25 protein-coding genes are annotated in these 23789 nt (G+C 50.9%); 13 read left to right on the top strand and 12 right to left on the bottom strand.

Features of this window, described 5'->3' with window-relative positions:
• Window positions 1-4 precede the first annotated feature (4 nt).
• Window positions 5-1105, top strand: a complete 1101-nt coding sequence (locus tag ACQY8X_RS12160; protein ID WP_428035412.1) for an extracellular solute-binding protein — start codon at window positions 5-7, stop codon at window positions 1103-1105.
• A gap of 141 nt (window positions 1106-1246) precedes the next feature.
• Here ACQY8X_RS12160 and ACQY8X_RS12155 read toward each other — a convergent pair whose 3' ends face one another.
• The 3 genes from ACQY8X_RS12155 to ACQY8X_RS12145 form a co-directional block, all read right to left on the bottom strand.
• Window positions 1247-2437, bottom strand: coding sequence for an RDD family protein (locus ACQY8X_RS12155; RefSeq protein ID WP_428035411.1), 1191 nt, complete (start codon window positions 2435-2437; stop codon window positions 1247-1249).
• Window positions 2434-4137: an Hsp70 family protein gene (locus tag ACQY8X_RS12150; protein ID WP_428035410.1), complete on the bottom strand. Its 1704-nt coding sequence runs from the start codon at window positions 4135-4137 to the stop codon at window positions 2434-2436. Before ACQY8X_RS12150 ends, ACQY8X_RS12155 begins: the two co-directional genes overlap by 4 nt.
• 151 nt (window positions 4138-4288) lie before the next feature.
• Window positions 4289-4921 (bottom strand): MarC family protein, encoded by a 633-nt coding sequence (locus ACQY8X_RS12145; RefSeq protein ID WP_428035409.1) that lies wholly within the window; start codon window positions 4919-4921, stop codon window positions 4289-4291.
• Between the two features lie 290 nt (window positions 4922-5211).
• Here ACQY8X_RS12145 and ACQY8X_RS12140 point away from each other — a divergent pair, with 290 nt between their 5' ends.
• From ACQY8X_RS12140 to ACQY8X_RS12090, 11 genes are all read left to right on the top strand, one after another.
• Entirely contained in the window at window positions 5212-6363 is a 1152-nt protein-coding gene (locus ACQY8X_RS12140) for an iron-containing alcohol dehydrogenase (protein ID WP_428035408.1), read from the top strand.
• 252 nt (window positions 6364-6615) lie between these two features.
• On the top strand, window positions 6616-7950 hold the full coding sequence (locus ACQY8X_RS12135) for a ferredoxin reductase family protein (RefSeq protein ID WP_428035407.1): 1335 nt from the start codon (window positions 6616-6618) through the stop codon (window positions 7948-7950).
• 305 nt (window positions 7951-8255) lie between these two features.
• Window positions 8256-9803: an SLC13 family permease gene (locus ACQY8X_RS12130; RefSeq protein WP_428035406.1), complete on the top strand. Its 1548-nt coding sequence runs from the start codon at window positions 8256-8258 to the stop codon at window positions 9801-9803.
• Window positions 9804-9941: 138 nt separating this feature from the next.
• A complete protein-coding gene (locus ACQY8X_RS12125) occupies window positions 9942-10256 on the top strand; it encodes a hypothetical protein (protein ID WP_428035405.1) in 315 nt (104 codons plus the stop codon).
• Window positions 10257-10364: 108 nt separating this feature from the next.
• On the top strand, window positions 10365-10961 hold the full coding sequence (locus tag ACQY8X_RS12120; RefSeq protein ID WP_428035404.1) for a M15 family metallopeptidase: 597 nt from the start codon (window positions 10365-10367) through the stop codon (window positions 10959-10961).
• Between the two features lie 103 nt (window positions 10962-11064).
• A complete protein-coding gene (locus ACQY8X_RS12115; RefSeq protein WP_428035403.1) occupies window positions 11065-11532 on the top strand; it encodes a hypothetical protein in 468 nt (155 codons plus the stop codon).
• Window positions 11533-11615: 83 nt separating this feature from the next.
• Window positions 11616-11948 carry a YnfA family protein gene (locus ACQY8X_RS12110; RefSeq protein WP_428035402.1) on the top strand — a complete coding sequence of 111 codons (333 nt, stop codon included), beginning with the start codon at window positions 11616-11618 and terminating at the stop codon, window positions 11946-11948.
• A 28-nt stretch (window positions 11949-11976) separates the two neighbouring features.
• Complete coding sequence (gene gloA2 / locus ACQY8X_RS12105; RefSeq protein WP_428035401.1) at window positions 11977-12360, top strand: SMU1112c/YaeR family gloxylase I-like metalloprotein; 384 nt, start codon at window positions 11977-11979, stop codon at window positions 12358-12360.
• 51 nt (window positions 12361-12411) lie between these two features.
• A complete protein-coding gene (locus tag ACQY8X_RS12100; RefSeq protein WP_428035400.1) occupies window positions 12412-12720 on the top strand; it encodes a DUF1272 domain-containing protein in 309 nt (102 codons plus the stop codon).
• 28 nt (window positions 12721-12748) lie between these two features.
• The gene (locus tag ACQY8X_RS12095; protein ID WP_428035399.1) at window positions 12749-13300 is read left to right on the top strand and encodes a DinB family protein; all 552 of its coding nucleotides are present in this window, start codon (window positions 12749-12751) and stop codon (window positions 13298-13300) included.
• Window positions 13301-13308: 8 nt separating this feature from the next.
• The gene (locus tag ACQY8X_RS12090) at window positions 13309-13677 is read left to right on the top strand and encodes a DUF2306 domain-containing protein (RefSeq protein WP_299199687.1); all 369 of its coding nucleotides are present in this window, start codon (window positions 13309-13311) and stop codon (window positions 13675-13677) included.
• Between the two features lie 20 nt (window positions 13678-13697).
• Here the strand turns inward: ACQY8X_RS12090 and ACQY8X_RS12085 are convergent, their stop codons facing one another.
• The 7 genes from ACQY8X_RS12085 to ACQY8X_RS12055 all read right to left on the bottom strand — a co-directional run bounded on the left by ACQY8X_RS12085 (window position 13698) and on the right by ACQY8X_RS12055 (window position 21012).
• Window positions 13698-14903 (bottom strand): multidrug effflux MFS transporter, encoded by a 1206-nt coding sequence (locus tag ACQY8X_RS12085; RefSeq protein WP_428035398.1) that lies wholly within the window; start codon window positions 14901-14903, stop codon window positions 13698-13700.
• A gap of 120 nt (window positions 14904-15023) precedes the next feature.
• Complete coding sequence (locus ACQY8X_RS12080; RefSeq protein WP_428035397.1) at window positions 15024-16364, bottom strand: aminotransferase class III-fold pyridoxal phosphate-dependent enzyme; 1341 nt, start codon at window positions 16362-16364, stop codon at window positions 15024-15026.
• Window positions 16365-16548: 184 nt separating this feature from the next.
• Window positions 16549-17259 (bottom strand): helix-turn-helix transcriptional regulator, encoded by a 711-nt coding sequence (locus tag ACQY8X_RS12075; protein WP_428035396.1) that lies wholly within the window; start codon window positions 17257-17259, stop codon window positions 16549-16551.
• Between the two features lie 156 nt (window positions 17260-17415).
• Entirely contained in the window at window positions 17416-18891 is a 1476-nt protein-coding gene (locus ACQY8X_RS12070) for a tripartite tricarboxylate transporter permease (protein ID WP_428035395.1), read from the bottom strand.
• A 14-nt stretch (window positions 18892-18905) separates the two neighbouring features.
• A complete protein-coding gene (locus ACQY8X_RS12065; RefSeq protein WP_428035394.1) occupies window positions 18906-19472 on the bottom strand; it encodes a hypothetical protein in 567 nt (188 codons plus the stop codon).
• Window positions 19473-19553: 81 nt separating this feature from the next.
• Window positions 19554-20501 carry a tripartite tricarboxylate transporter substrate binding protein gene (locus ACQY8X_RS12060; RefSeq protein WP_428035393.1) on the bottom strand — a complete coding sequence of 316 codons (948 nt, stop codon included), beginning with the start codon at window positions 20499-20501 and terminating at the stop codon, window positions 19554-19556.
• A 22-nt stretch (window positions 20502-20523) separates the two neighbouring features.
• The gene (locus ACQY8X_RS12055; RefSeq protein ID WP_428035392.1) at window positions 20524-21012 is read right to left on the bottom strand and encodes a universal stress protein; all 489 of its coding nucleotides are present in this window, start codon (window positions 21010-21012) and stop codon (window positions 20524-20526) included.
• Window positions 21013-21293: 281 nt separating this feature from the next.
• On the opposite strand from ACQY8X_RS12055, the gene ACQY8X_RS12050 reads away from it, so the two are divergent.
• The gene (locus tag ACQY8X_RS12050) at window positions 21294-21536 is read left to right on the top strand and encodes a hypothetical protein (protein WP_428035391.1); all 243 of its coding nucleotides are present in this window, start codon (window positions 21294-21296) and stop codon (window positions 21534-21536) included.
• Window position 21537: 1 nt separating this feature from the next.
• Here the strand turns inward: ACQY8X_RS12050 and tyrS are convergent, their stop codons facing one another.
• Together tyrS and ACQY8X_RS12040 are read right to left on the bottom strand one after the other, a co-directional pair.
• Window positions 21538-22827, bottom strand: coding sequence for a tyrosine--tRNA ligase (tyrS, locus tag ACQY8X_RS12045; RefSeq protein ID WP_428035390.1), 1290 nt, complete (start codon window positions 22825-22827; stop codon window positions 21538-21540).
• A 67-nt stretch (window positions 22828-22894) separates the two neighbouring features.
• On the bottom strand, window positions 22895-23789 hold an 895-nt coding region (locus ACQY8X_RS12040; RefSeq protein WP_428035389.1), incomplete at its 5' end, for an aldehyde dehydrogenase family protein.

Genomic DNA, 23789 nt, shown 5'->3' with positions numbered 1-23789 from the left:
TAACATGAATCTGAAGAAGTTAGGTCTTGCCGCTGCACTGGCCGTGTCAGTATCGACCCCGGTTATCGCAAATGAATCGATCAAATTCTACAACTGGTCTGATTATATTGCCCCTGATACGCTGACGAATTTTGAAAAAGAAACCGGTGTATCTGTCACCTATGACGTGTTTGATAGTAATGAGGTGCTGGAAGCCAAACTGATGGCGGGTGGTTCGGGTTATGATCTTGTAGTGCCTGGCTCACAGTTCCTGGGGCGTCAGATTATGGCGGGAGTGTTCATGGAGCTGGATCGTGAAAAACTGCCGCATTATAAAAATCTTGATCCAGGTTTGATGAAGGTGCTGAGTGAGGTCGATCCGGGTAATCGCTATGGCATACCCTATTTGTGGGGCACTACCGGGATTGGTTATAACGTTGATCAGGTAAAAAAAGCGCTGGGAGACGATGCCCCGGTGAATAGCTGGGATCTGATTTTTAAGCCGGAAAATCTGGAAAAACTCTCCTCCTGCGGTGTGGCACTATTGGACGCGCCAGCAGAGATCTTACCCATCGCACTCAATTATCTGGGTAAAAACCCTAACAGCATGGATAAAGATGATTACAAAAGCGATTCTGAGTTAGGTAAGCTGCTATCCTCTGTGCGCCCCTATATCACCTACTTTCATTCATCAAAATATATCAATGATCTTGCCAATGGTGATATCTGTGTCGCGGTAGGCTGGTCAGGGGATATTCTGCAGGGGGCAACCCGGGCGGAGGAAGCAGGTAACGGTGTCAAGGTTGCCTATACTATTCCCAAAGAGGGCACCGCCGTCTGGTTTGATATGCTGGCTATCCCAGCCGATGCAAAGCACCCTGAACTGGCTCATCAACTGCTCGATTATCTGTTGCGCGCCGATGTCATTGCCGGAGTTTCAAACTATGTCGCATACGCCAACGGCAATAAGGCTTCTATCCCTTTGATTGATGCAGAGATCACCAGTGACCCTACTATCTACCCAAGCGAAGAGGTCAAAGAGAAGCTGTTCTCTCTGAAGGTGATGCCGAAGAAGATAGACCGGGTTACCAGCCGCCTCTGGACCGATTTTAAAGCAAACCGTTAAGTCTTCTATACTCCGGGGGGCATGCCTCCCCGGAATATTCGCAAAGTGACCCTTTATACAACCGGACGTAACTACGCAGAGAATAGTGAGGGAGCTTTTTTGTAAGAGTCGCTTCGGTTTATCATTCCATCTTCTTTTGAATCAGCGTTCAATTACTCTGGAATAACTAAAGCGATCATGTAACAGGCGCTGATCGCGGAAGAAGATGTTTATCCAGATCGTCACCTTGAAGGTGATTAACGCCAGCATAAACATGAAAGAGCGCAGTAATGTGTGCAGGATATTGAGTCTCTTGCCCTGCTTATCAACCACTTTCATGCCAAACAGAATTTTGCCCGGGGTTCCCTGCAGAGGTGATGCTTCCATCACCGGGGCTAATAGCAGATAGAATAAAACACCACCAATGAAATCGAGTATTCCACCATCGTTGTCTGTACTGAGTAGAGGCACACCCATTTTACTTAATAGAACCGCAATGAATCCCAGTAACAGCCAATCGAGAAGCGTGGCGAGTAATCGCGAGAAATAATGACAGGGAACCATCTCCCCAACATGCACTTTGGGCGATGTCCATTCAAAAAGTGGCTCTTTGACGATAGCGACTGCCTGCATCACGGTTTCAACCGCTTCATGACCAAACTCATCTTCCAGCAGATCTCTGCGATCACTCCATTGAAACAGGTTATCCAGAAACATAAAAACGGCGTGGTTAAGCACCGGCTTGGCTGTCTTGCCAAGATGGTCTGCAAGAGAGCCAAAAGTATAGTCTGATAGTTCTGATTTGAACTGGATATCCAGTAACGCTTCTCTGTCGTTGAGGAATGCCCATGCTTCGATCTCGTTGATGCTCTTGTCGCTGGCGGTTATCTCATCAACGTTTACCGTGATTTCCAGCCATTGTTGTTTTAAAAAAGCATGCTCTGCGTCCCGGTCAGCACTGGCTATACCCTCCAGTTCCTGCTGATACGGTTGAACGTCGCGATAGTCCTGGCGGGAATACTCTGACGGCTCTTCAGGGGCGTCTAGAACAAATTCAAGATACTCTTCACTCTGGGGTTGTTCAGCGGTAGTAATACTCTTATCAATTGGCTGAGTCTCAACCCTTTGAGTTTCAATCTCAGGTGGTTCTTCAACTCGTTGATGAACGACTTGTTTGTCTGCAGTCGCGGTGTTTTTGGCAAATTGGCACGCTTGTTTATAGGCCGCATGCAGACGTTTAAAACCTTCCGGATCTTCATCTGGCTTAGTGACCTTTAGTTTGGCCGCATAGGCGCGTTTGATAACCTTCAGGTCGGTTGTGTTATCGATACCCAGTATCTGCCAGTCACTCATGAGAACAGGTTATCTTCTTCCAGATCATCGAGGACTTCACTGAACTGAGCCGCCACCTTTTTAATCTCAACAGGGTTCTGTTTTTCCAGTACTTGTTCAAAACGGGACAGCAGATGACTGATGTAATCGCGTTTGTCGCCCAGTGAACATTCATAGAGACGCTCTGCCCGCGCAATTAAGACGCGATTTTCTGCTTGTTCGCGCGGGTGGAATTTTAATTTAGCGAGTTTCTCCCGGGACTTTTCGATCTCTTTATCAGTTAACCCGCTGGCTGAATTGATAATAGTGGTGTGCTGGGTCAGGCCGGTTGAATTGACCGTTACATCAACGTCCAGTAAACCATTCATATCGTAGCTGTAGCGTACGTTAAGAGACTCTTCCCCGGCTTTGGCAGGGGGGACTCTGACTTCAAGCTCGCCGAGATTGACGTTGTTTTTAACCAGACGACTTTCACCCTGATAGACATTGATAGAGACTATTTTCTGGTTGTCACACACGGTATAAAGTGTGCGTTCAACGCTGACTGGCACTATTGAGTTGCGCTCAATAATCGGCATAAACAGGCCGCCATGTTTATCATTTTTATCACCCTCATTGTGAATTTCTACACCCAGTGTATAAGGACATACATCGGTCAGAACCACATCATCCAGATCGGCGTGCTTCTGCTTCAGGCCCGCCTGAATCCCAGCGCCCATCGCGACCACCAGATCAGGGTCAATATTTGCTGCGGGCATACGCCGAAACATGCGGGTAATCAGTGAGCGGAAGGCAAACATCCGGGTTGCGCCGCCGACCAGGACGACTTCGTCAATCTCGGTGGGGCTGACTGCGGCATCACGCAGTGTCCGTTCTATCGGTAGTTGCACCCGGTGAAGCAAGGGTTGAACAATACGATCAAACTCTTCACGGCTCAGACTAAAAGGCAGTTGCTGTGATTTCACGGCCTGCTCGATGACAATTTCGCGTTCAGAACTTAGTTTTCGTTTGGCACCTTCCAGCACTTCATAGACGCGTTGCAGTTCCTTAGCCGTCAGCGAGCGTTTAGCAATACCGGTTTTTTCAAAGAAATGATTAACCAGCATCTCCAGAAAATCTTCCCCTCCAAGGTGGTTATCACCCGAAGACGCATGCACCTCGATCACACCATCGAAGTACTCAACCAGTGAAACGTCAAAGGTTCCGCCGCCCAGGTCGAGGATAAGAAACTGTACGCCATCGCGCTTATCATGCAGGCCGTAAACCATCGCGGCCGCAGTGGGCTCATTAATCAGCCGGTCAACATGAAGTCCAGCAAGTTCTCCCGCCAGCTTCGTTGCCTTGCGCTGAACATCGTTGAAATATGCCGGAACACTGATCACGGCCTGGGTAATCGTTTCTCCCAGATAGGCTTCGGCATCTTCTTTTAAACTGCGTAATATCAACGAGGAGAGTTCAGCGGCGGTAAAACTACGTTTACCCAGATTGATCGAGTAATCGGTACCCATGTAGCGTTTAAATACTGCAACTGTGTTTTCAGGGTGACTGATCAGGCGATGTCTGGCCGACAGGCCGACGAGAATTTCACCCTGCTGGTCTATGCCGACGACAGAGGGGGTCAGATACTCATTTAATTGGTTGGGGATAAGCGTTGTTTTACCATCTTTCCATACTGCACAAGCGCTGTTGGTTGTGCCCAAATCGATCCCAAGGATTGTCATTGTTCCATCTTCTTTAGTTTTTCAACGCCCTGTATTCTAACTAATTTAAGCGCGATGTCTGCATAAATTCTATCGTTGGGCGATTGTATTAGCGTCCACTCAGGACGGCTGGGTTACCGCAGTGATCTGTTATCCTCAGGCGTTGCGGTCATTACCCTGCGATCGCACCGCGGATGCCTTCAATCAGCATCTGTACACCGATGACAGCGAGGATCAGACCCATCAGCCGGGAAACCACTTTTATCGCATTCTGGCCTAAATAACGTGCCAGCCACTGGCCACCAATAAAGGCGATGAAGGTCAGGACGCACATCGCACCGAAGGCGATCATGACCCGGGATATCTCGCTCAGGGTTGATTCGGCTGCGAAGTTCATCGCCGTGGCAATGGTTCCTGGGCCTGCAAGAATGGGGATGCCCAGAGGGGTGATCGCAATATCGATTGATGAATCAGCGCTTTTCTCATTATCACTGCGGCTTGGCGTGTGAATGCTGGAGTGCTCTCCCTGCAACATGTGATAACCGATTAAGGCGATCATAATGCCCCCGGCGATTCTGAAGGCGGGCAGGGTGATACCAAATATGGAGAAAATCTGACGCCCGCCGATGGCAAAGAGCGCAACGATCAGAAACGCTACGATAACCGAGCGCATCGCGATTAAACGGCGTGTACGGTTATCAAAATCATCCGTCAGGCCAATAAACAGCGATGAGTTGGCAACAGGATTCATAATGGCAAAAAAGGCCATGAATACGGTTATAAAATGCACCGTCGAGTTATTCATAAAAATGCTGGTCCTGTTTTAAGGGCTGTAGTTCAAGAGCTGTAGTTCAAGAGCGTACTGTATCTGGTGAGGCCGGAGAGTGATTGTAGCAGTATTGATAGCAGTAAATAACCGGGTCTTATGCTGTCTTGGATTGGCCGAATGGAAAATTAATTGCGTATCAATGGCTCAGATCAACACCCGCGGCTGAGCACTCGGCTATAGTTGCTGTCAAAAATAAGAACGTCTCCGGTGATCAGAGCGTACCGGACAGATCTGTTGATTTTCATCTTTTTATTGAGGTTAAGATTATGACTACACAAGCGTTTTTTGTACCTAATGTATCGCTGATGGGGCCGGGGTGTTTTAACAGTTTGCCGGAACGAGTGAAGATGCTCGGAGGTAGTAAACCGTTGGTGGTTGCAGACAAAGGGATGACCTCTCTGGGGTATACAGCCCGGCTGACTGAGCTGCTGGGTAGCCAGGGGGTTGAGAGTGTTGTTTATGATGATACCGTGCCCAACCCGACCGATAATAATGTTGCTGAGGGGTTGGCTGTTTATCTGGAGCATGGTTGCGATATGCTGATCTCCCTGGGCGGTGGTAGTGCCCATGACTGTTGTAAAGGGATCGGTCTGGTAGCCTCCAGCGGCGGATCAATCCATGACTATGAAGGTGTTGATCAGGCGAAAGCTCCACTGCCGCCCTATATTGCGGTGAACACTACCGCCGGGACCGCCAGTGAGATGACCCGTTTCACTATCATTACCAATACCTCCAATCATGTGAAAATGGCAATTGTTGACTGGCGGGTGACTCCGGATGTTGCTATCAATGATCCTGAGCTGATGGTCGATATGCCTCCAGCGCTGACGGCGGCAACAGGGATGGATGCCCTGACCCATGCGGTTGAAGCCTATGTTTCCACTGCCGCCACTCCAATTACCGATGCCTGCGCTTTGCAGGCGATCCGATTGATTGGTCAGTATCTGCGTAAAGCGGTTGCCCGGGGCGATGATATGGTCGCCCGGGACAAGATGGCCTATGCTGAATATCTGGCGGGTATGGCGTTCAATAATGCCAGTCTGGGCTATGTGCATGCGATGGCACACCAGCTTGGCGGCTTCTATAACCTGCCGCACGGGGTGTGTAATGCTTTGCTGCTGCCCCATGTCTGCCGGGTTAACATGATCGCCGCTACGGAACGCTTTGCCGATATTGCTGATGCCCTGGGCGAAGTGACCGACGGGCTGTCAGAGCGTGATGCTGCGCTTCTGGCAATTGATGCCATTGAAACACTGGGACAGGATGTAGGTATTCCGCGGACACTGTCTGAACTGGGTGTTAAAGAAGGTGATATTGAAACGATGGTGGCTAATGCGCAGAAAGATGTATGTCGTCTGACTAACCCGCGCACCCTGAAAGATGCGGAAGTTGCCGCGATCTATCGTTCTGCTCTCTGATCAACCCGCTACCGGGGCAATCTGAGCCCCGGTACTTTCTTCGCAAAACTTTACACAACATTACCTAAGCAGGGGTTCATCCCGGAAGCCCTTCACCAGTAAAATAATGGGGCGGGTTAAGTTGTTAGCAGTTGCTTGCAGAGTATCTGCCAGACAGCTTGTGCCTCCGAACGTTACTGGTTGAAGATGCCGCTGTGCATCCGCCACATAAAAAATGGAATTTTTTGTCTGAACTACCCAAGGATCTGCACTATGAAACAGATTAAGCTCTTCTATATTGGCTCGTTGTTGGTGTTTACCGCTCTGTGGCTGTTGGCAGATACCCTGATTCCTGAACCCTTCAGTTATTTCGCCTTTCGCGCTGTCTTTATTCAGTACAGTGGGGTAATAGCGATAGGGGTGATGAGTATCGCCATGGTGTTGGCGCTACGCCTTAAATGGCTGGAGCGCTATCTGGATGGTCTGGATAAGACATATCGACTGCACAAGTGGTTAGGCATTACGGCACTGGTGGCATCAGTGGTGCACTGGTGGATGGCTCAGGGATCGAAATGGATGGTTGGCTGGGGCTGGCTGGAGAAGCCCGTCCGTGGTCACAGACCAGAGGAAACCCTTGGACTTATTGAGGGACTGTTGCGTAGCCAGCGGGGCTTTGCTGAGTCGGTGGGCGAGTGGGCGTTTTATGCCGCCGCAGTGCTGATGGTGCTGGCGCTGATTAAACGTTTTCCCTATCACCTGTTTGTTAAAACCCATCAACTGATCTCTATCGCTTATCTGGTGCTGGCGTATCACTCAGTGGTGCTGCTTAAGTTTGAATACTGGATGCAACCGGTCGGTATTCTTATGGCGTTACTGCTGGCAGGTGGTACTGTGGCTGCCGTGCTGGCGCTGACCGGACAGATCGGTAAAGGCCGAAAAGTGCAGGGAACCATCAACAGTCTTAGCCACTATGATGGTCTGCAAGTGCTGGAAACCGAGGTGGTGCTTGAAACCGGCTGGCAGGGGCATGCCGCCGGACAGTTCGCTTTTGTAACCTCAAACCCGCGGGAGGGGGCACACCCCTATACCATCGCCTCGGCCTGGAACCCTGATGAGCGGCGTATCGTCTTTATTACCAAAGCACTGGGTGATCATACCGGGCGTTTACGGGAGCAATTGACAACCGGTATGCCGGTCACCGTCGAGGGGCCTTATGGCTGTTTCGACTTTGACGATGCACCGCCACGGCAGATCTGGATAGGAGCTGGTATCGGCATTACCCCCTTTATCGCGCGCATGAAAGAGCTGGCGAAAACCCCCGGAGATAAACCGATTGATCTGTTTCATCCGACGGCTGATTTTGACCAGACAGCAATCGATAAGCTGACCAAAGATGCCGCGGCGGCCGGGGTTACACTGCACTTGCTCGTAAGCGGTAAAGATGGGCGTCTGGACAGTGACCGGATTTTCGCAACGATACCGCAATGGAGTACTTCAAGCATCTGGTTTTGTGGTCCGGCAGAGTTTGGGCAGTCATTACGCAAAGCGTTTATTGCTAAGGGGTTCTCCGCAAAACACTTCCATCAGGAACTGTTTCAGATGCGCTGATTGGATTGCTCCGCTTAGCGTTTGCAACGCCTGGGGCTGACAGCGGTTGATGCCCCGGTTGTGCAATATCAGCAAATGGCTGAGAAATAGTATTATATTCAGTCTTTCGGTTTACTATAGGCGGACTCTTTATTATCCTGCAACCGCCTTATTTCACCTCAGGCCAGGTTCTCTCATTTTTCCTGAATACCGTTTTTTTTCGGGGGTTTAATGAGCTTAATATGTTCTTTTCACGAACCCGGCTAAGATTACAGACAGTGTGAATAACCGTTTAATACGTCTGCCACTCAGCGAGATACAATCCGATGACAAACGATGACAAGAGCGTCCATGCTCATGATGAAGACTTTCTATCCCCCGGTGATCGCCGCGATCCTGATTATAAGGATCGCGCAGAACCTGAAGGGTCGCCGGTAACTGGCCTGCGATTGGCTGGCTTACTGGGCGGGCCGGTTGTGGCGGCGATCATTCTGATGCTCTCAGCTCCTTCCGGTATGCCGCCGGAGGCCTGGCGTCTGGTGGCAATGGCTTCCTGGATGGTGATCTGGTGGCTGAGCGAGGCGGTGCCGATTCCGGCGACGGCACTACTGCCTATCGTGCTGATGCCATTGTTTTCCATCGACAAGATTAAACCCGTGGCCGCTAATTACGGGCATCCGCTGATCTTTCTGTTTCTTGGCGGGTTTCTGCTGGCGGCGGCGATGCAACATGTGGGATTGCACCGGCGCATCGCGTTACAAATTGTCAGCCGGGTGGGTACCTCGCCTGCCAGAATCATTCTGGGCTTTATGCTGGCAACTGCCTTTCTCTCCATGTGGATCTCGAATACCGCTACCACGATCATGATGTTTGCGGTGGGCCTGTCGGTGATCGATTTCGTGGCGAAGCAGACCGATGATAAAAAGATGGTGCGAAATTTCGGCGTGGCCCTGATGCTGGCGATCGCCTACAGTGCCTCGATTGGCGGTGTGGGGACATTAATCGGTACCCCGCCGAATGCGCTGCTGGCGAGTTTTCTGCAGAGCAATTACAACATCGAGATCAGTTTTTTTAACTGGATGCTGCTGGGAGTGCCGGTGGTTGCCATTATGTTGCCGATCACCTGGTTGCTGTTGACACGACTTCTGTTTCCCTCTCATCAGATCGCGATAGATGACCCAAGTGTTGTGGTACAGCGGGAACTGGCTGCGCTGGGGATCATGTCCCGCGGTGAAAAACTGGTTGCGATCGTTTTTCTGAGTGCCGCGCTAGGCTGGATTTTCCGCAAATTTATCGTTGATCTGACCGGCTTGCCGCTGGATGACACTATGATCGCACTGCTGGCCGCACTGGTACTGTTTGCGGTGCCTATTTCCCGCACGAAAGGTGAGTTTGCACTGGACTGGGAAGCGGCCCGTAACGTGCCCTGGGGCGTATTGTTGCTGTTCGGCGGTGGTCTGGCGCTGGCTGGGGGTTTTAAAGGCACCGGTCTGGCAGAGTGGATCGGTAACACCGTTGCTGGTGTTGATGTCAGCACCCTGATATTGATACTGTTGGTGACGGTGGCTATCGTCTATCTTACCGAAATCACCTCAAACACCGCTTCAACCGCGACTTTCCTGCCGATACTGGCGGCAGTGGCTGTTGGTCTGGGGTTAGACCCGGTATTGCTCTGCGTACCGGTGGCGCTGGGAGCCTCGATGGCATTTATGATGCCGGTTGCCACGCCACCTAATGCGATTGTGTTCTCCTACGAGCTGATGGAACTGCGGGATATGGTGCGTGCTGGTTTTCTGCTGAATCTGGTCGCTATCGCGGTCGCTTTCGGGCTCTTCATTCTGCTGGCCAATCTGGTTTTCGGCGTCAATATCTGATCTGCTTTCCCGGCCTGTATGACATACAGGCCGGTCTTTCTCCCCTCGCTGTGGTCGTCCTCTGCATCATAGATTTTTGAACAAATGTTTAAATCCCATCTACACTCAATAAAGTTGAGTCGGTTGAAGGGAGCAATGATGGACGAAATCTCAGTGGGAGCGGTGCAATTAAAACCTGAATATATCGTCGGCCTTTCCATTCTGGCAACGGTGGGATTAGTGGCGATGTGGGGGCTGTTCTGGCACTCGGTGGCTAAATCTCAGTCAAATGTCATGGATATTCTCAAGAGCCCTTCATTTTTTAAAACTGTGACGGTTATGGGCGTTATTGCTGCCACCGTGGTGTTAAGCCTGGCGGGCAGACTCGAAGGTAATATTACCGGTGCAATTCTCAGTGGGATTGCGGGCTATGTGCTGGGGCAGCTCTCGGGCAAACATGAAAACGAGAAATAAGTTGTCATGATCGTCAGTCAGCGGTTGCTTGAAATCAGTCATCTATAGTCACGCCGGCTTAACGTTCTGACGTCAGATTTCATCACTTGAAGAAGAGGAGTCTTGATCATGAGACGAGCAGAAATTGTCCAGCTGCAGGAACGAGTGGGTACCCTGGGGGATGGCTTCTGGGGGCCGATGAGTATTGCGGCCTGCCAGCAACACCTGAAGAATATGATGCCCTCTCCCCATCCGTTTCCGGTTGAAGGCTCGCCGGAGTTTGCCGAGTTTTATGGCCCCCATGGTGATCAGGATTACACTCCGCCCAGTGAGAAAATTACGCTGCCATTTACGCTCTATTACGATGATAAACCGGTGAAATCCCTCTGGGTGCATGCAAAATGTGCCGATAGTCTGTTGCGGGTTTTTCAACGATTGGCAGAGGTCTATCCCGATAATGCGTCCCGCGAGGAGGCCGGCATTCTTATCTACAATGGGCTTTACAACCCCCGCTTAAAGCGTAACAGTCTGAACTCCTGGTCGATGCACGCCTGGATGAACGCCATCGATATCAATGCCGGCAGAAATGGTAATAAAACCTCATGGCCGGTGAATTCGTCAATGCCGATAGAGGTTATGGAGTGCTTTGCTCAGGAGGGCTGGCTGGCTGCCGGTGCTTTCTGGGGGCGCGATGCGATGCATTTTCAGGCGACAGCCCCGTTATAACGAGTTGCCTGTTATCCTGGCACTGGAGAAGGGTAGTCTTAATCCGGTTGTTAGTTGATATACTGCAACTTCTGGAGATGATGATGACGGGTGGAACGGCAACATGGCAATGATTAAATGTGAGGAGTGTGGTCACGCGATATCTGATAAAGCGGAGCGCTGTATCAGTTGTGGGTGCCCCTCAGGCTCTGCCAAAGAAGAGTCAACAAAACAGACGGGGATGAGTAGTGCATGGTCTGCCGTGAGTCGTTCCAGAACACCAATCAATCTGTTTGCTATCGCGATGATGTGCTGTGCATCGATTCTGGGAATGAGTGCGACCCAGATTGACACTCCGGAATCGCTGAAAGCGTTTACCTATACGCTGCATGTCTTTATGGCGGTGACCGGAATGTTCTTTGTCACCATTCTCTTCTGCCGCAAAGGCGTTTATCATCCGGATGATCTGGCGAAAGCAAAACGTGATGGTCTCAGCGATGAGATGGGGCCAGACCAGCCGATGATCGCGGCAGTACTGATTATTATTATGCTGTGTGCTTACGCTGCTTTTCAGGCGGTATATGCTAGCTGAATACTTTCGCCTGGGAGTGTACTGACACAGACTTGCTGAGCGCTGCCCGGTTATACAATCCCGCTAATGGACGTCCTCTGCTTATGTTTGAAATTAAAACCATCGCCCTCTTTATGGTCACAGCGGTTGCTGAGATTGTTGGCTGCTATCTGCCATACCTCTGGCTTAAACAGGATAAGAGTATCTGGCTGTTGCTTCCTGCAGCGCTTAGCCTGATGCTGTTTGCCTGGCTTCTATCTCTGCATCCTACGGCCGCCGGGCGGGTATATGCGGCCTATGGCGGTGTCTATATCGTTGTCGCGCTGCTCTGGTTATGGCTGGTGGACGGTATCAAACCAACCTCCTGGGATCTGCTGGGGGGGATAGTGGCTCTGACTGGTATGGCGATTATCATGTTTGCACCGAAGTCGCTTTAACCGCTTATCCGGGATACCAGGAGTTCATATGTTAGCTGGTGTGCACCATGTTGCGATCATCTGTTCAGACTATCCACAGTCGAAACATTTCTATGTGTCGATACTGGGGTTAGAGGTGATCGCTGAGAATTACCGGGCGGATAAAGATTCATACAAGCTCGATCTCCGGCTGCCTGATGGTAGTCAGATTGAACTTTTCTCTTTCCCTGACCGGCCCGCCAGACCCAGCTATCCAGAGGCTCTGGGGCTTCGTCATCTGGCATTTTCAGTGGGTTCCATTGAAGCGGCTGTAGCGCATTTAACACAGCACGGTATTACTACAGAGCCTGTCCGCACCGATGAATATACCGGCAAACAGTATACATTTTTCAGTGATCCGGATAATTTACCTCTGGAGCTGTACCAGCGCTAGTGGCTTCAGGTGAAACCCTCAACCAGACCTATCTTAATCAGGGAGCTGTTTATGTTAGCGATTCGGCCCAACTGCGAATACTGTGATAAAGATCTGCCGCCGGACTCAACAGAAGCCTGTATCTGCAGTTACGAGTGTACTTTTTGTCGTGATTGTGTGGAGAATCTGCTTAATAATGTCTGTCCTAATTGTGGCGGTGGTTTCAGCCCACGGCCGATTCGTCCCGCTAAGGTATACCGTGACGGAGTGGGGTTGCAGTACCATCCGGCATCCACGGTACGGGTACACACGCAGTACAGTGCTGCCGAGCTGAGCGAATTTAGTGATTCAATAAAATCGACCAAAGCTGAAAACAGATAGCTTATTGTTTAAAAGGAAAGGTGGCGTTATGGATATCAGAGAGCATTTCATCCTCATGGCGGACTACAATATCCGCATGAATGGCCAGATATACAGTGCCTGTTCTGGTCTTAGTACGGAAAAGCTAAGCGCGGATCGTGGGGCATTCTTCGGTTCTCTGCTGGGAGCACTTAACCATCTTGTGGTAGGTGATCTGCTTTGGCTGGCCCGGTTTTCGGCTCATTCGCAGCGCTATCATTCATTGAGCAAGCTGAGTGCTTTACCAACGCCAACATCGCTGGATGAGATTCTCTACGCTGATCTGGCCTCTCTGGTTTCGGTCCGTACAACCCTGGACAGATTAATCCGGCAGTGGTTGTCTGAAGAGGTGAGCGCAGATGATTTTAACCGGCCGCTGGTGTATGCCAACTCTAAAGGGGTGGTGAGTGAACGGGATTTTGGTGAGTTAGTTTGCCATTTTTTTAATCATCAGATCCATCACCGGGGACAGATAACAACCCTGCTGAGTCAGGAGAATATTGATGTGGGAGTCACTGATTTTCTGATCGACATACCTGATCATTTTCAACACTCTTCATAGGCGAGAAGATGCACACTTATATTCATCTTACTGCGGCATTCTGGGTGTTGCTTGTTGGTCTGGTCCAGTTGTTCAGAAGTAAGGGAACGGCGTTGCATAAGGGGTTGGGATGGTCCTGGATGGCGGCGATGATCATTACATCCGTATCCTCATTCTGGATCAGCGGGTTTATCGACTGGTTTTATGGCTATGGGCCGATTCACCTGCTTTCGCTCTGGGTACTGATCTGTGTGGTTGTATCTGTCAGCGCTGCCCGACGAGGCAATATCCGCTACCATCGGTCCTTTGCAGTGGGGGCTTATCTGGGCACGGTTGGTGCGGCAATGGGGGCCGTTTTAATGCCGGGGCGTTTACTGCATGAGCTGTTTTTCGGTTAAACCTTTCAGTGTTTATGGGACTAGTGGTTCTGTTCACTCTGGCTGCCTTTGATCGCAAAAATCGAAGCCATCAGTGCCAGGCACAACAGCGCCGTTGGCAGCATATAGATACTGATAGCGATCAGCAGGGGGGTTATCTGCGCCACCAGTGAACCGATGGTCAGTTGCATGAAACCTAACATGCCGGTTGCGGTGGCAACGGCACCGGTGGTCGATGAGACGGCAGCAGCCTGAGCGTTGGGCTGAGTGAGTCCGCGGCCAAAGGTAAATATCGCCATTGGCAGGAATAGCGCGGCAAAACTGAGTGGCTGCAGGGTAAACAGCGCCAGCATCAGCAGGGCGCCAGCGCCTGAGATGCCACAACCAATCAGCATCATCTGTTTTGTGCCGACCGAAGCGGAAATCTTTCCGGCCACCAGACTGCCAAGCCAGAACCCTCCGGCCACCATCAGAAACCAGTTACCGTAGTCGGCGGAGTTACCCCTGAGTATCGCGTCGACAATAAACGGGGAGCTGTTCATAAAGATAAAGAATCCTGACGCAACCATGGTGGCAGATAGCGCACAGTAGATATAGCTACGGGAGGAGAGGACGGTCTTATAGCGGGTAAAGCTACTGAGCAGGCTGCCCGTGTCTTTTGTGTGTCCGGCGGTTTCCGGTAAACGGATCAGCGCTCCCAGCCAGACGACTGTGCCCAGTGCCATAGAAACCCAGAATACCGATTGCCAGCCGACCGCCAGGTTGAGATAACCTCCGATGGTCGGTGCTACCGCCTGAGCAGTCGCGATGCCCATGGTGATATAGCCCAGCATGCCGGCGGCCTTATCTTTGCCGTGCTGATCGAGAATAATACTGCGGGCCAGCAGCATACCGGTACAACCCCCAGCTGCCTGAAGGATACGGGCCAGCAGCAGATGCCAGGCTTCGAAGGCCATCACGCCGATGATGCAACCGAATATATGCAGCAGGAATCCCCAGAAAAACACCGGGCGGCGGCCATAACGGTCAGCTAAAGGACCGCTGATCAGCTGTCCGATCGCCAGTGTCAGCAGGTAAAAGGTATAACCGAGTTGAATCGTAAAAGGGGTGGTGTTGAACTGTTCCGCAAGCACTGGCATGACCGGCGCATAGACATTCAGGGCCACCGGGCTGGCAATAGCCATACCGGCTAACAGCGCGATCGGGGTTTTTATCTGGACAGATTGGGCATTACTGGATGTCGGCATATTCTGTAACTGGAAAATACTTAATAAGTTAACAGAATACAGGAAGGGGGATGAGACCGCCAGAATAACTGGCGGTCCCGAAGGGATGTTCTAATGACAGTACGTCATTGCAGAGAGTGATTAACGGTCGACTTCTGTGAAGCCTTGCAACAACGCAGCAACCATCTTATCAACTTCCTCTGTACCGATGGTTAGCGGTGGAGAGATGATGATTTTGGTGCCCACCGGGCGGGCGATAACGCCTTCACGCAGGGCGACGGCAGCGATCTGATTGGCAAAGCCACTCATTGGATCGACCGGGGTACGGGATTTCTTATCAGTGACCAGATCGATAGCCACCATCAGACCTTTACCACGTACTTCGCCTACGGATGGGAAGTCGCTGAGTGCATTTTTCAGCTTGGTTTTCAGGTCTTCACCCTGAACAGCGGCATTGCCTGGCAGATCTTCATCCTGAACAATCTTCAGCGAGGCCAGTGCTGCGGCACAGGCGACCGGGTGACCGGAGTAGGTGTAACCGTGCATCACTGCACCACTGAAGTTTTCACAGCTTTCAATACCCTTAGCAACCCGTTCGTTAACAACGGTGGCACCCAGTGGGATATAGCCGGAGTTGATACCTTTGGCAAAACACTGGATATCTGCGGCTACGCCCCATCCACGCACACCAAACATGCTGCCGGAGCGACCAAAGCCGGTCACGACTTCATCGGCAATCAGCAGAACACCGTATTTGTCGCAGACTTCACGAATCAGCGGCCAGTAGTTCGCCGGGGGAACGATAACGCCACCGGCACCCTGAACAGGCTCAGCAATAAAGGCGGCAACGGTTTCAGGCCCCTGGAAGATAATCTCAGCTTCCAGTTGCTTAGCACACAGCTGACCCAGCTCTTCAGGATCTTCACAGTTCCACGGGTTACGGTACAGCCATGGCGCGTCGATATGAACACAACCTGGCAGGACGGGCTCATAGTTGGTACGGAATACGGTATTACCGTTGACGGAGGCACCACCGAAGTGAACGCCGTGGTAGCCTTGCTTCAGCGAGATGAATTTATAGCGTTGTGCCTGGCCAATGGCTTTCCAGTACTGTCGGGAAATCTTGAGTGCGGTTTCGACCGCATCAGAGCCACCGGAGCTGTACATGACCCGCGCCATACCTTCAGGCTTAGTCATCTCGATGATCAGATCAGACAGTTCTTTGACACGGGGATGGGTGACACCGTCAAAGATCTGGAAATACTCCAGTTCATCCAGCTGAGCTTTAATCGCGTCTTTAACTTCAGTCCGGTTATGTCCGACGTTAACGTTCCACAAACCGCCGACACCATCAACCAGCCACTGACCTTCGCGGTTCTGCACGTAGTTGCCGTCACCTTTAACAATTTCAAGAGTGCTGTGCGAACCTGGAACGCCCGGATGTACCATCGGGTTCCATAACGTTGTTGATTTTTCACTCATAACATAACTCCGGATGCTTCTTTTATTAATTCCGTAGCGATAAAGGGGAGTGTGCTGAACATTGCAGCAGTGCTACGGGGTTGAGTTAAGTATGAATGGATCAGTTGAACTGGGTATCAACCAGAAGGTTGATAAAGGGGTAATTTGTGGCCGTTCAGCTCATCCCTGAGACTGAAGATTCTGATCAGTGCTGGTTATACAGTTGGGAAGTTATTTCAGTTTTACTGTTAACCCCGGTTTTGCAAAAGATATGCTGCAGATGGGTTTTTACTGTTGCCAGACTGCAATCAAGACTGGCTGCGATGGTTTTGTTGGGCAGTCCCTGACTGACCAGTTCGACAACCATGCGCTCTTTAGGGGTGAGCTGAAACTGCTCACAAAAGCTTTCAAACTGGCTATGTTTTGGCGCATCCAGGCTCTGTTCCAGTGAAAACTGCATAAACTGATGCAGTTGCTGGGCTTTACGAATATCTTCACTGCGCATCTCAGGTTGTTGTTTTGAGGTGAACAGGGCAAATCCCGCAATCAGTTTGTTATCAACCCGTAAAAACAGCTCAACAATATCCTGTACACCCCAGGGCGAGATAAAGTCCCGATAGTAGGGGTGATGATAGCGTTCCTGGCTGTTCACCAGATCGTTCATTTTGACCACAGTGGCGTCAGTTTGCTCAACAAACTGAGTCGGGTGCAGGGGATCCACCTTATAGAAGGTATCCATATACTGCCGGTGCATGGCCGGCTGCAGCTGCCATGTTTTATAGCAGATAGGTTTTCGCTGATTGTCCACCAGATAGGTGACAGCCTTGGACACATTAAGAACCCCCGTCAGGAGAGACAGGCATTCATCCTGAAAGCTATACAGACCAGCAGGGTAAATATTGTTGTTTGTTTTCATTACCGGATCTCCTGATTTTAAACCAAGAGATTCAGAATACGTCAACTTGCCGCCAAAAACAACTTAATATATTAAGTTGTTTTTGGCGGTCCGGCGATCCGCGACTGTATTTATCCGTTTAGAATTTGATCAATAGGTGGTTTGCCATTGATTAATCTAAGGTTTTGCTTTCAGGGTGCTCCACAGATAGACCGTAATGGACAGGATAATCATTGAGAACAGAGTCAGGCTGATAGGGCGACTGATAAAAATACTCAGATCACCATCGCCCACACCCATTGCCTGACGGAAACGGGTCAGGAATACAGGTCCCAGAACCAGACCGAGAATGATCGGTACCGCAGGGATGTCATTTTTACGCAGAATATAGCCGAACACGGCAAAGCCCAGCGCTATTAACGCATCAGAGAACTGATAATTCTGACTGTAACTGCCGACAAACCCCAGCACCAGTATGAACGTACCGATAAAGCGCCCGCGGATGCGGGTGAGGTTAACAATCCATTTCGTCGCAAATGTCAGGTAGACGAATACCACGATATTCATCAGGAACAATGAGATATAAAGGCCTGAGATAAACTCCGGACGTTCGGCAAACAGCGTTGGGCCAGGCACATAGTTATGTACCATGAATACCGCCAGGAGCATTGCCATCAGGGCATCTGCAGGGATACCAAATGCCAGCAGCGGAATCATCACGGATGCGGTAACCGCATTGTTGGATGTTTCGGATGCGATAATACCTTCCGGAGCACCATTGCCAAACAGTTCAGGTGTTTTGGAAAACTTTTGCGCCAGGGTATAGGAGAAAAACTGCGAGCCAAACTCGCCGACACCGGGCAGCAGCCCCATAACAACCCCTAATGCAGCAGAGCGAAGTACGGTGATTTTGTGTTTCATGAGCACCAGAAAACCGCCGAACAGACCCTCACCCTCAAGCTTGGTAATACTGGAATCGTTGCCGCGGGCAGAGAGCAGGACAAATGCCTGAGACATGGCAAACAAGCCGATAACCGCAGGCACCAGTGGAATACCGTTGAGCAGCCACTCCTGATGGAAGGTGTATACCTGAGTGCTGAATGAGCGGTCGATACCAATGGTGCCGAGAAAGATACCCAGCCCCAGCATCATAGCGGCTTCGACAACATGCCTGCGGTGCGCCAGCACCACAAAGATCATCCCCAGTGCCGAGAGCATGGCGAATTCGGCAGAGCCGAACAGGCGGGCAACCTGAGACAGAACCGGGGCCAGCAATACCAGCGATAAAACACTGATGATGCCGCCAACAAATGAGGAGGTGTAAGCGATAGACAGAGCTTTCTTTCCCTCGCCCTTTAACGTCATCGGATAGCCGTCATAGGTGGTCAATACCGCGACCGGGGTGCCCGGCGTATTCATCAGGATGGCGGGGATTGCGCCGCCGTACCAGGCGCCGCCGTATACCCCCAGCAGCAGTGATACACCGGCCAGTGGTTCCATCGAAAAACTCAGAGGCAGCAGGATTGCAATCACACCGGCAGGTTCAAGTCCGGGTATCGAACCGATAGTGACGCCGATGAGTGCGCCGATAACAATAGCCAGCATCACATTCAGTGTGCCAACCTCATTCAAACCTAATAACAGGGTTTCCATATCAGAATCACGTCTTAAAGATATTGGTTAGCAAAGTCAGCCCAGACATCCGGTAGCAGGCTGTACAGCCAGGCATCCGGCAGCCAGAGACTGACGCCAACGCGGAAAATCAACACCATGACTGTCAGTGTGCCCAGGGTTGCCAGGAACCAGGTGCGGTCCAGCAGTCGGCACATCCACAAAAGTGTCGTGGTGAATAAAAGAGTTGAGAGTACAAAGCCAAGCACTGACAGAGTGTTGATATAGAGAAAAAACAGCGCCGCCGAGATCAGCGCTGTACGATAACTGCTCAGGGTGTCAAACAGTGATTCAGTAATATTCCAGCGTTTGAGAAAACCGCTTTTTAATGACTCGACCACCCTGACGCTGGTGAATATTGCTAATAGCAACAGCCCCACTGATGAGCCAAACATCGGCTGTAAAAACCAGCCGCGATTGGTATGGATCAAGGGTGCCTGAAAAGGCAGTAAACCCAGCAATATCAGGGACAGAACAAGGATACACCAGTAAATACCGTAGTGTTTTTCCTGAGCCAGATCATCTGTATCAATCTCTGTGGTGTTTTTTACCTGACTGCTCATGAGTTGTTACCATTATTATTATGGGTTAACAGGGGGAAATACTGCAGCAGGCAGACATGCCTGCTGCAGTGACTGGCGGGATTACTCTTTCATGTATTCCAGCAAGGATTTAGACGCTTCGTAGTCATTAGCAACGACCTCTTCTGCGAATTTACCGCCGATCCAGTAGATTCCAGCGCCGGTAGTTGCACTCAGCTCTTTAACCCGGTCACTGGCAAGGGCTTTCTCAGCAATCTCTGCGATCCGCTGTTTAACCGCTTCAGGGGTGCCTTTCTTAACAAACAGACCGTTCCAGGTTGTCTGGCTGATACCGGTTTGTTCGTTGAGTGTTGGCACGTCAGGTGCAATGCTCAGGCGGCTACGGGTCAGCGATGCCAGCAATTTAACATCGCCGGATTTCAGACACGCCAGAATCTGCTGCGTGGTGGTGTTAATGACATCCGCATCGCCATTTGAAAGGGTAGAGCAGTCATTTGAATCGAACGCCGCATTAGAGGAGAATTTTATACCCTCCTGGGCAGCAACTTTAAAGGTGACCGCTGTGGGCAGTGCCTGATAGCCAAAGTGGCCCAGCGATACATCGTGAGTCTGGGAGTATTCGGCCAGCTCCTCAATGTTGTTGTACTTGGAGTCTGCCTTCGTGGCCAGGACAAATGGATAATCCAGGAAGATACCGACAGGCTCAAAGGTATCTTTGTCATAGGGAGCATTACCTGACAGCAGATGAGTTGTCAGAATGTCAATCACAAAAGAGCCGATGGTGAGACCATCTGCACGGGCACGGGCGACGTCAGAAGCCCCGACAATACCAGCACCCCCTGGCTTATTAACGACGGTGGCGGGCTTGCCGGTTTCTTTTGCCATATCTTCCGCAATCATGCGGGTCAGGACATCTTCAAGATCACCTGGAGGCCATGGCACTACGAACTTGACCGGACGGTTGGGATAGTCGGAGGCCTCTGCAACTGACCCCATAAATGGAGCGGTTGCAAGCGCGGCCAGAGCACATACTTTTATTATCTTCTTCATGGACTTTCCTCGGGAGTTTATCTTAGTTTTGTTTTGCGTGTTTTTCTAATGGAACAATCAATACAGGTATTTCACTGTGATGAATGACTTTCTGCGCGGTTGAGCCCAGAAATACTCTGGAAACTGAAGAGGTTTCGCGGTCACCCATGATGATCATGCTGGCATTCAGCCGTGCGGCCGCTTTCAGAATAACCTGATCAGGTTTTCCGGGCGATACCTGAATCATGGGCGGATAGGGAAGCTCGAAATCTTCTTCGAGTTCACTTTTAAGAAACTCTTTAATACGCATGCCTATGCGTATTCTGAAACTTTCGATAAGCTGGTTCTTATGCTTGAGCGAGGCGTTTACCGGCAAAAAATCATCGATAAAATCATCCATTGGCTCAATGGCATGAAGGAACACTATCTGCGCGTTGTTATTGATCGCTTGCTTGACTGCCATGCGAAACGCAGGTCGACTGCCTTCACTGATATCACTCGCATATAGAATTGTGTTGATCTCAGGTAGCATTATCAATCTTCCCGTTGAATTTCTCTTACATCTCATTACAGAGGAAAACTCTGCGACTGAGTATCAACCATAAGGTTGACCGGCTTATTGAGGCTCTGTTTAAAAAAAAGCCTGCGGAGCAGGCTTGTAAAATGTGCTTCATGACGAAGCACTACCGCGTTAACGCTTCTAACAGACCATCTCTTTTTTGCCCATCGTCGTTATGGGCTAAAGGGTTGAGCTTAGATTTGGGTCAGGAAAATAAAAAAAGAGCTTACCTGGGTAAGCTCTGCAAAATCTTCATGAGAGAAGAGGTGCTCCCCAATACTGTTGACAAGGTGCGTGCTGCGAGCATCCGCCAGTATTGGCAAGCGTCTGCTAAGCCAGTGCAACAGACACCGCTATTAAGCCAGTATTACCGCCTGACCGATATCGACCAAAGGGTTGAGCTTGAGCTGCAGTGTGCTGCTGCAGCGATATCTAATGCTTCTGGCCGTGTCGGGCTCAGCTACTTTGATTTAGGTACTTTGATTCAGGTACTTTGATTCAGCTGCCTTGGCTCAGATTCAGGCAGCCCAGCGAAAAGTTTTTCTTGCCCCGGCGCAGCAGCAGAAAACGGCCATGTAACGCCAGCCTGGCAGTCATCGCCAGGTCTGCCTCATTGATCACCGACCCGTTCAGCTGGACAGCGCCAGATGAGACAAACTCCCGTGCCTGACGACGGGATGTCGCCAGCCCTGAACTGACCAGCAGGTCGGTCACGGTCATCGCCTCAGTGACTTCGCAGGTGGGCAGACCATCCTGTTCCAGCTGTTGCAGCTCTTCCCGCGTAAGTGTATCGACCGAACCGCTGAACAGCGCTTCAGAGATTCGCCGGGCCTGCTCAAGTGAGCGCTCGCCGTGCACCAGACGGGTCATCTGTTCTGCAAGGATGCGCTGAGCCTGCGGTTTTGATTCACTCAACTGGTCGGTTTGCTCAATCTGTTCAATCTCTGTGAGCGGTAAAAAGGTGTAATACCGCAGGAACCGATAGACATCCGCATCTGCGGTGTTGATCCAGAATTGGTAAAAACTGTAGGGTGAGGTTTTTTCCGGGGCCAGCCAGATAGCACCGGATTCTGTTTTACCAAATTTGGTACCATCGGCTTTGGTGATCAGTGGCAGGGTCATCCCGAACACCTGAGCACCGTTGAGTCGCCGGGTCAGGTCGATACCGGCAGTGATGTTGCCCCACTGATCATTACCGCCGATCTGCAACGAGCACTCATAGCTGCGGTTAAGCTCGGCAAAATCGTAAGACTGCAGCAAACTGTAGGAAAACTCGGTAAAGGAGATCCCCTGATCCGGGCGTTCAATACGCTGACGCACCGATTCCTTGTTGATCATGGCATTCACCGAGAAATGTTTGCCGATATCACGCAGAAAACTCATGATATCCATGCTGCCCATCCAGTCACGATTATTCGCGATCATGGCTGATTCGGCGCCGCAGTCGAAGTCGATAAAGCGGGCGAGCTGATCACTGATGCTCTGAATCCATCGATCAACCGTTTCAACCGTATTCAGACTTCGCTCTGTGGCTTTAAAACTGGGGTCGCCAATCATTCCGGTTGCCCCACCAATCAATGCGATAGGCCGGTGTCCTGCCTGTTGAAAACGTTTAAGCATTAACAACGGCACCAGGTGGCCAATATGCAGGCTGTCTGCAGTTGGATCAAACCCACAATACAGGGTTCGTGTTTGTTGCAGATGTTCAGTCAGTTTTTCGGCATCGCCGCTTTGCTGGGCGATCAGTCCACGACCTTTAAGGTCGTCAATAAGGTTTATATCGGTCATCGTTTTTGTGTCATAGATATAGGGAAAAGCGGGGGTATCTGCCCCCGCATAACCTCTGGCTGAGGAACTATTTATTGATATTGAGTACCTGCATCTGGGTATATTCGAGCATACCCTCTTCACCAAACTCGACACCAAAGCCGGACATCTTACAGCCGCCAAAGGGCGCGTGGGGCAGTACTTCAGCGTGTCCGTTGATCCAGGCGGTGCCACACTCAAGCTGACTGGCGATCTGTGTAGCTTTTTCAATATCTGCGGACCATACTGATCCACCCAGGCCAACATTGGCTGAGTTCGCCCGGGCCAGAGCATCTTCCACGTCGGTAAAGCGAATAACAGGCAGTACCGGGCCAAACTGTTCTTTATCAACGAGAGGGACACCATCGGTAATGTCCGCAACAATGGTTGGCGGATAGAAATAGCCATTGCCTTCCAGTGGTTCGCCGCCGCAGATAATGCGTGCACCGTTGGCTTTTGCATCGTCTACCAGCTCGCTGACGATTCTGAACTGGTTGGCGTTTTGTATCGGTCCGAATGTGGTTCCAGCTTCAAGACCATTACCGACAACCTGTGCCTGAGCAATCTCAGCCAGCTTGTTACACAGTGCATCATAGATGTCGTCGTGGACATAGAGGCGCTTAAGTGCCGCACAGGTCTGTCCCATATTCAGGAATGCGGTCTGGAAGATCCCTTCGGCAATGGCATCAACATCGGCATCCGGCAGGACGATGGCGGCATCGTTGCCACCCAGCTCCAGCGTCAGACGTTTAAGGTTAGCTGCCGCACTGCTCATAATCCGCTGTCCGGTGGGGGTTGATCCGGTAAAGACAATTTTACTGATACCCGGATGGCTGCTGATCGCGCCGCCAATCTCGGCTTGTCCGGTTACTACATTGACCACGCCTGCAGGCAGGACTTCGTTAATCAGCTCAACCAGTCGCAGGGTGTTCAGTGGCGTATAT

The sequence above is a fragment of the Amphritea sp. genome, assembly GCF_050300915.1.
GTDB lineage: Bacteria > Pseudomonadota > Gammaproteobacteria > Pseudomonadales > Balneatricaceae > Amphritea.
This window is presented reverse-complemented; position numbering and strand designations above follow the sequence as displayed.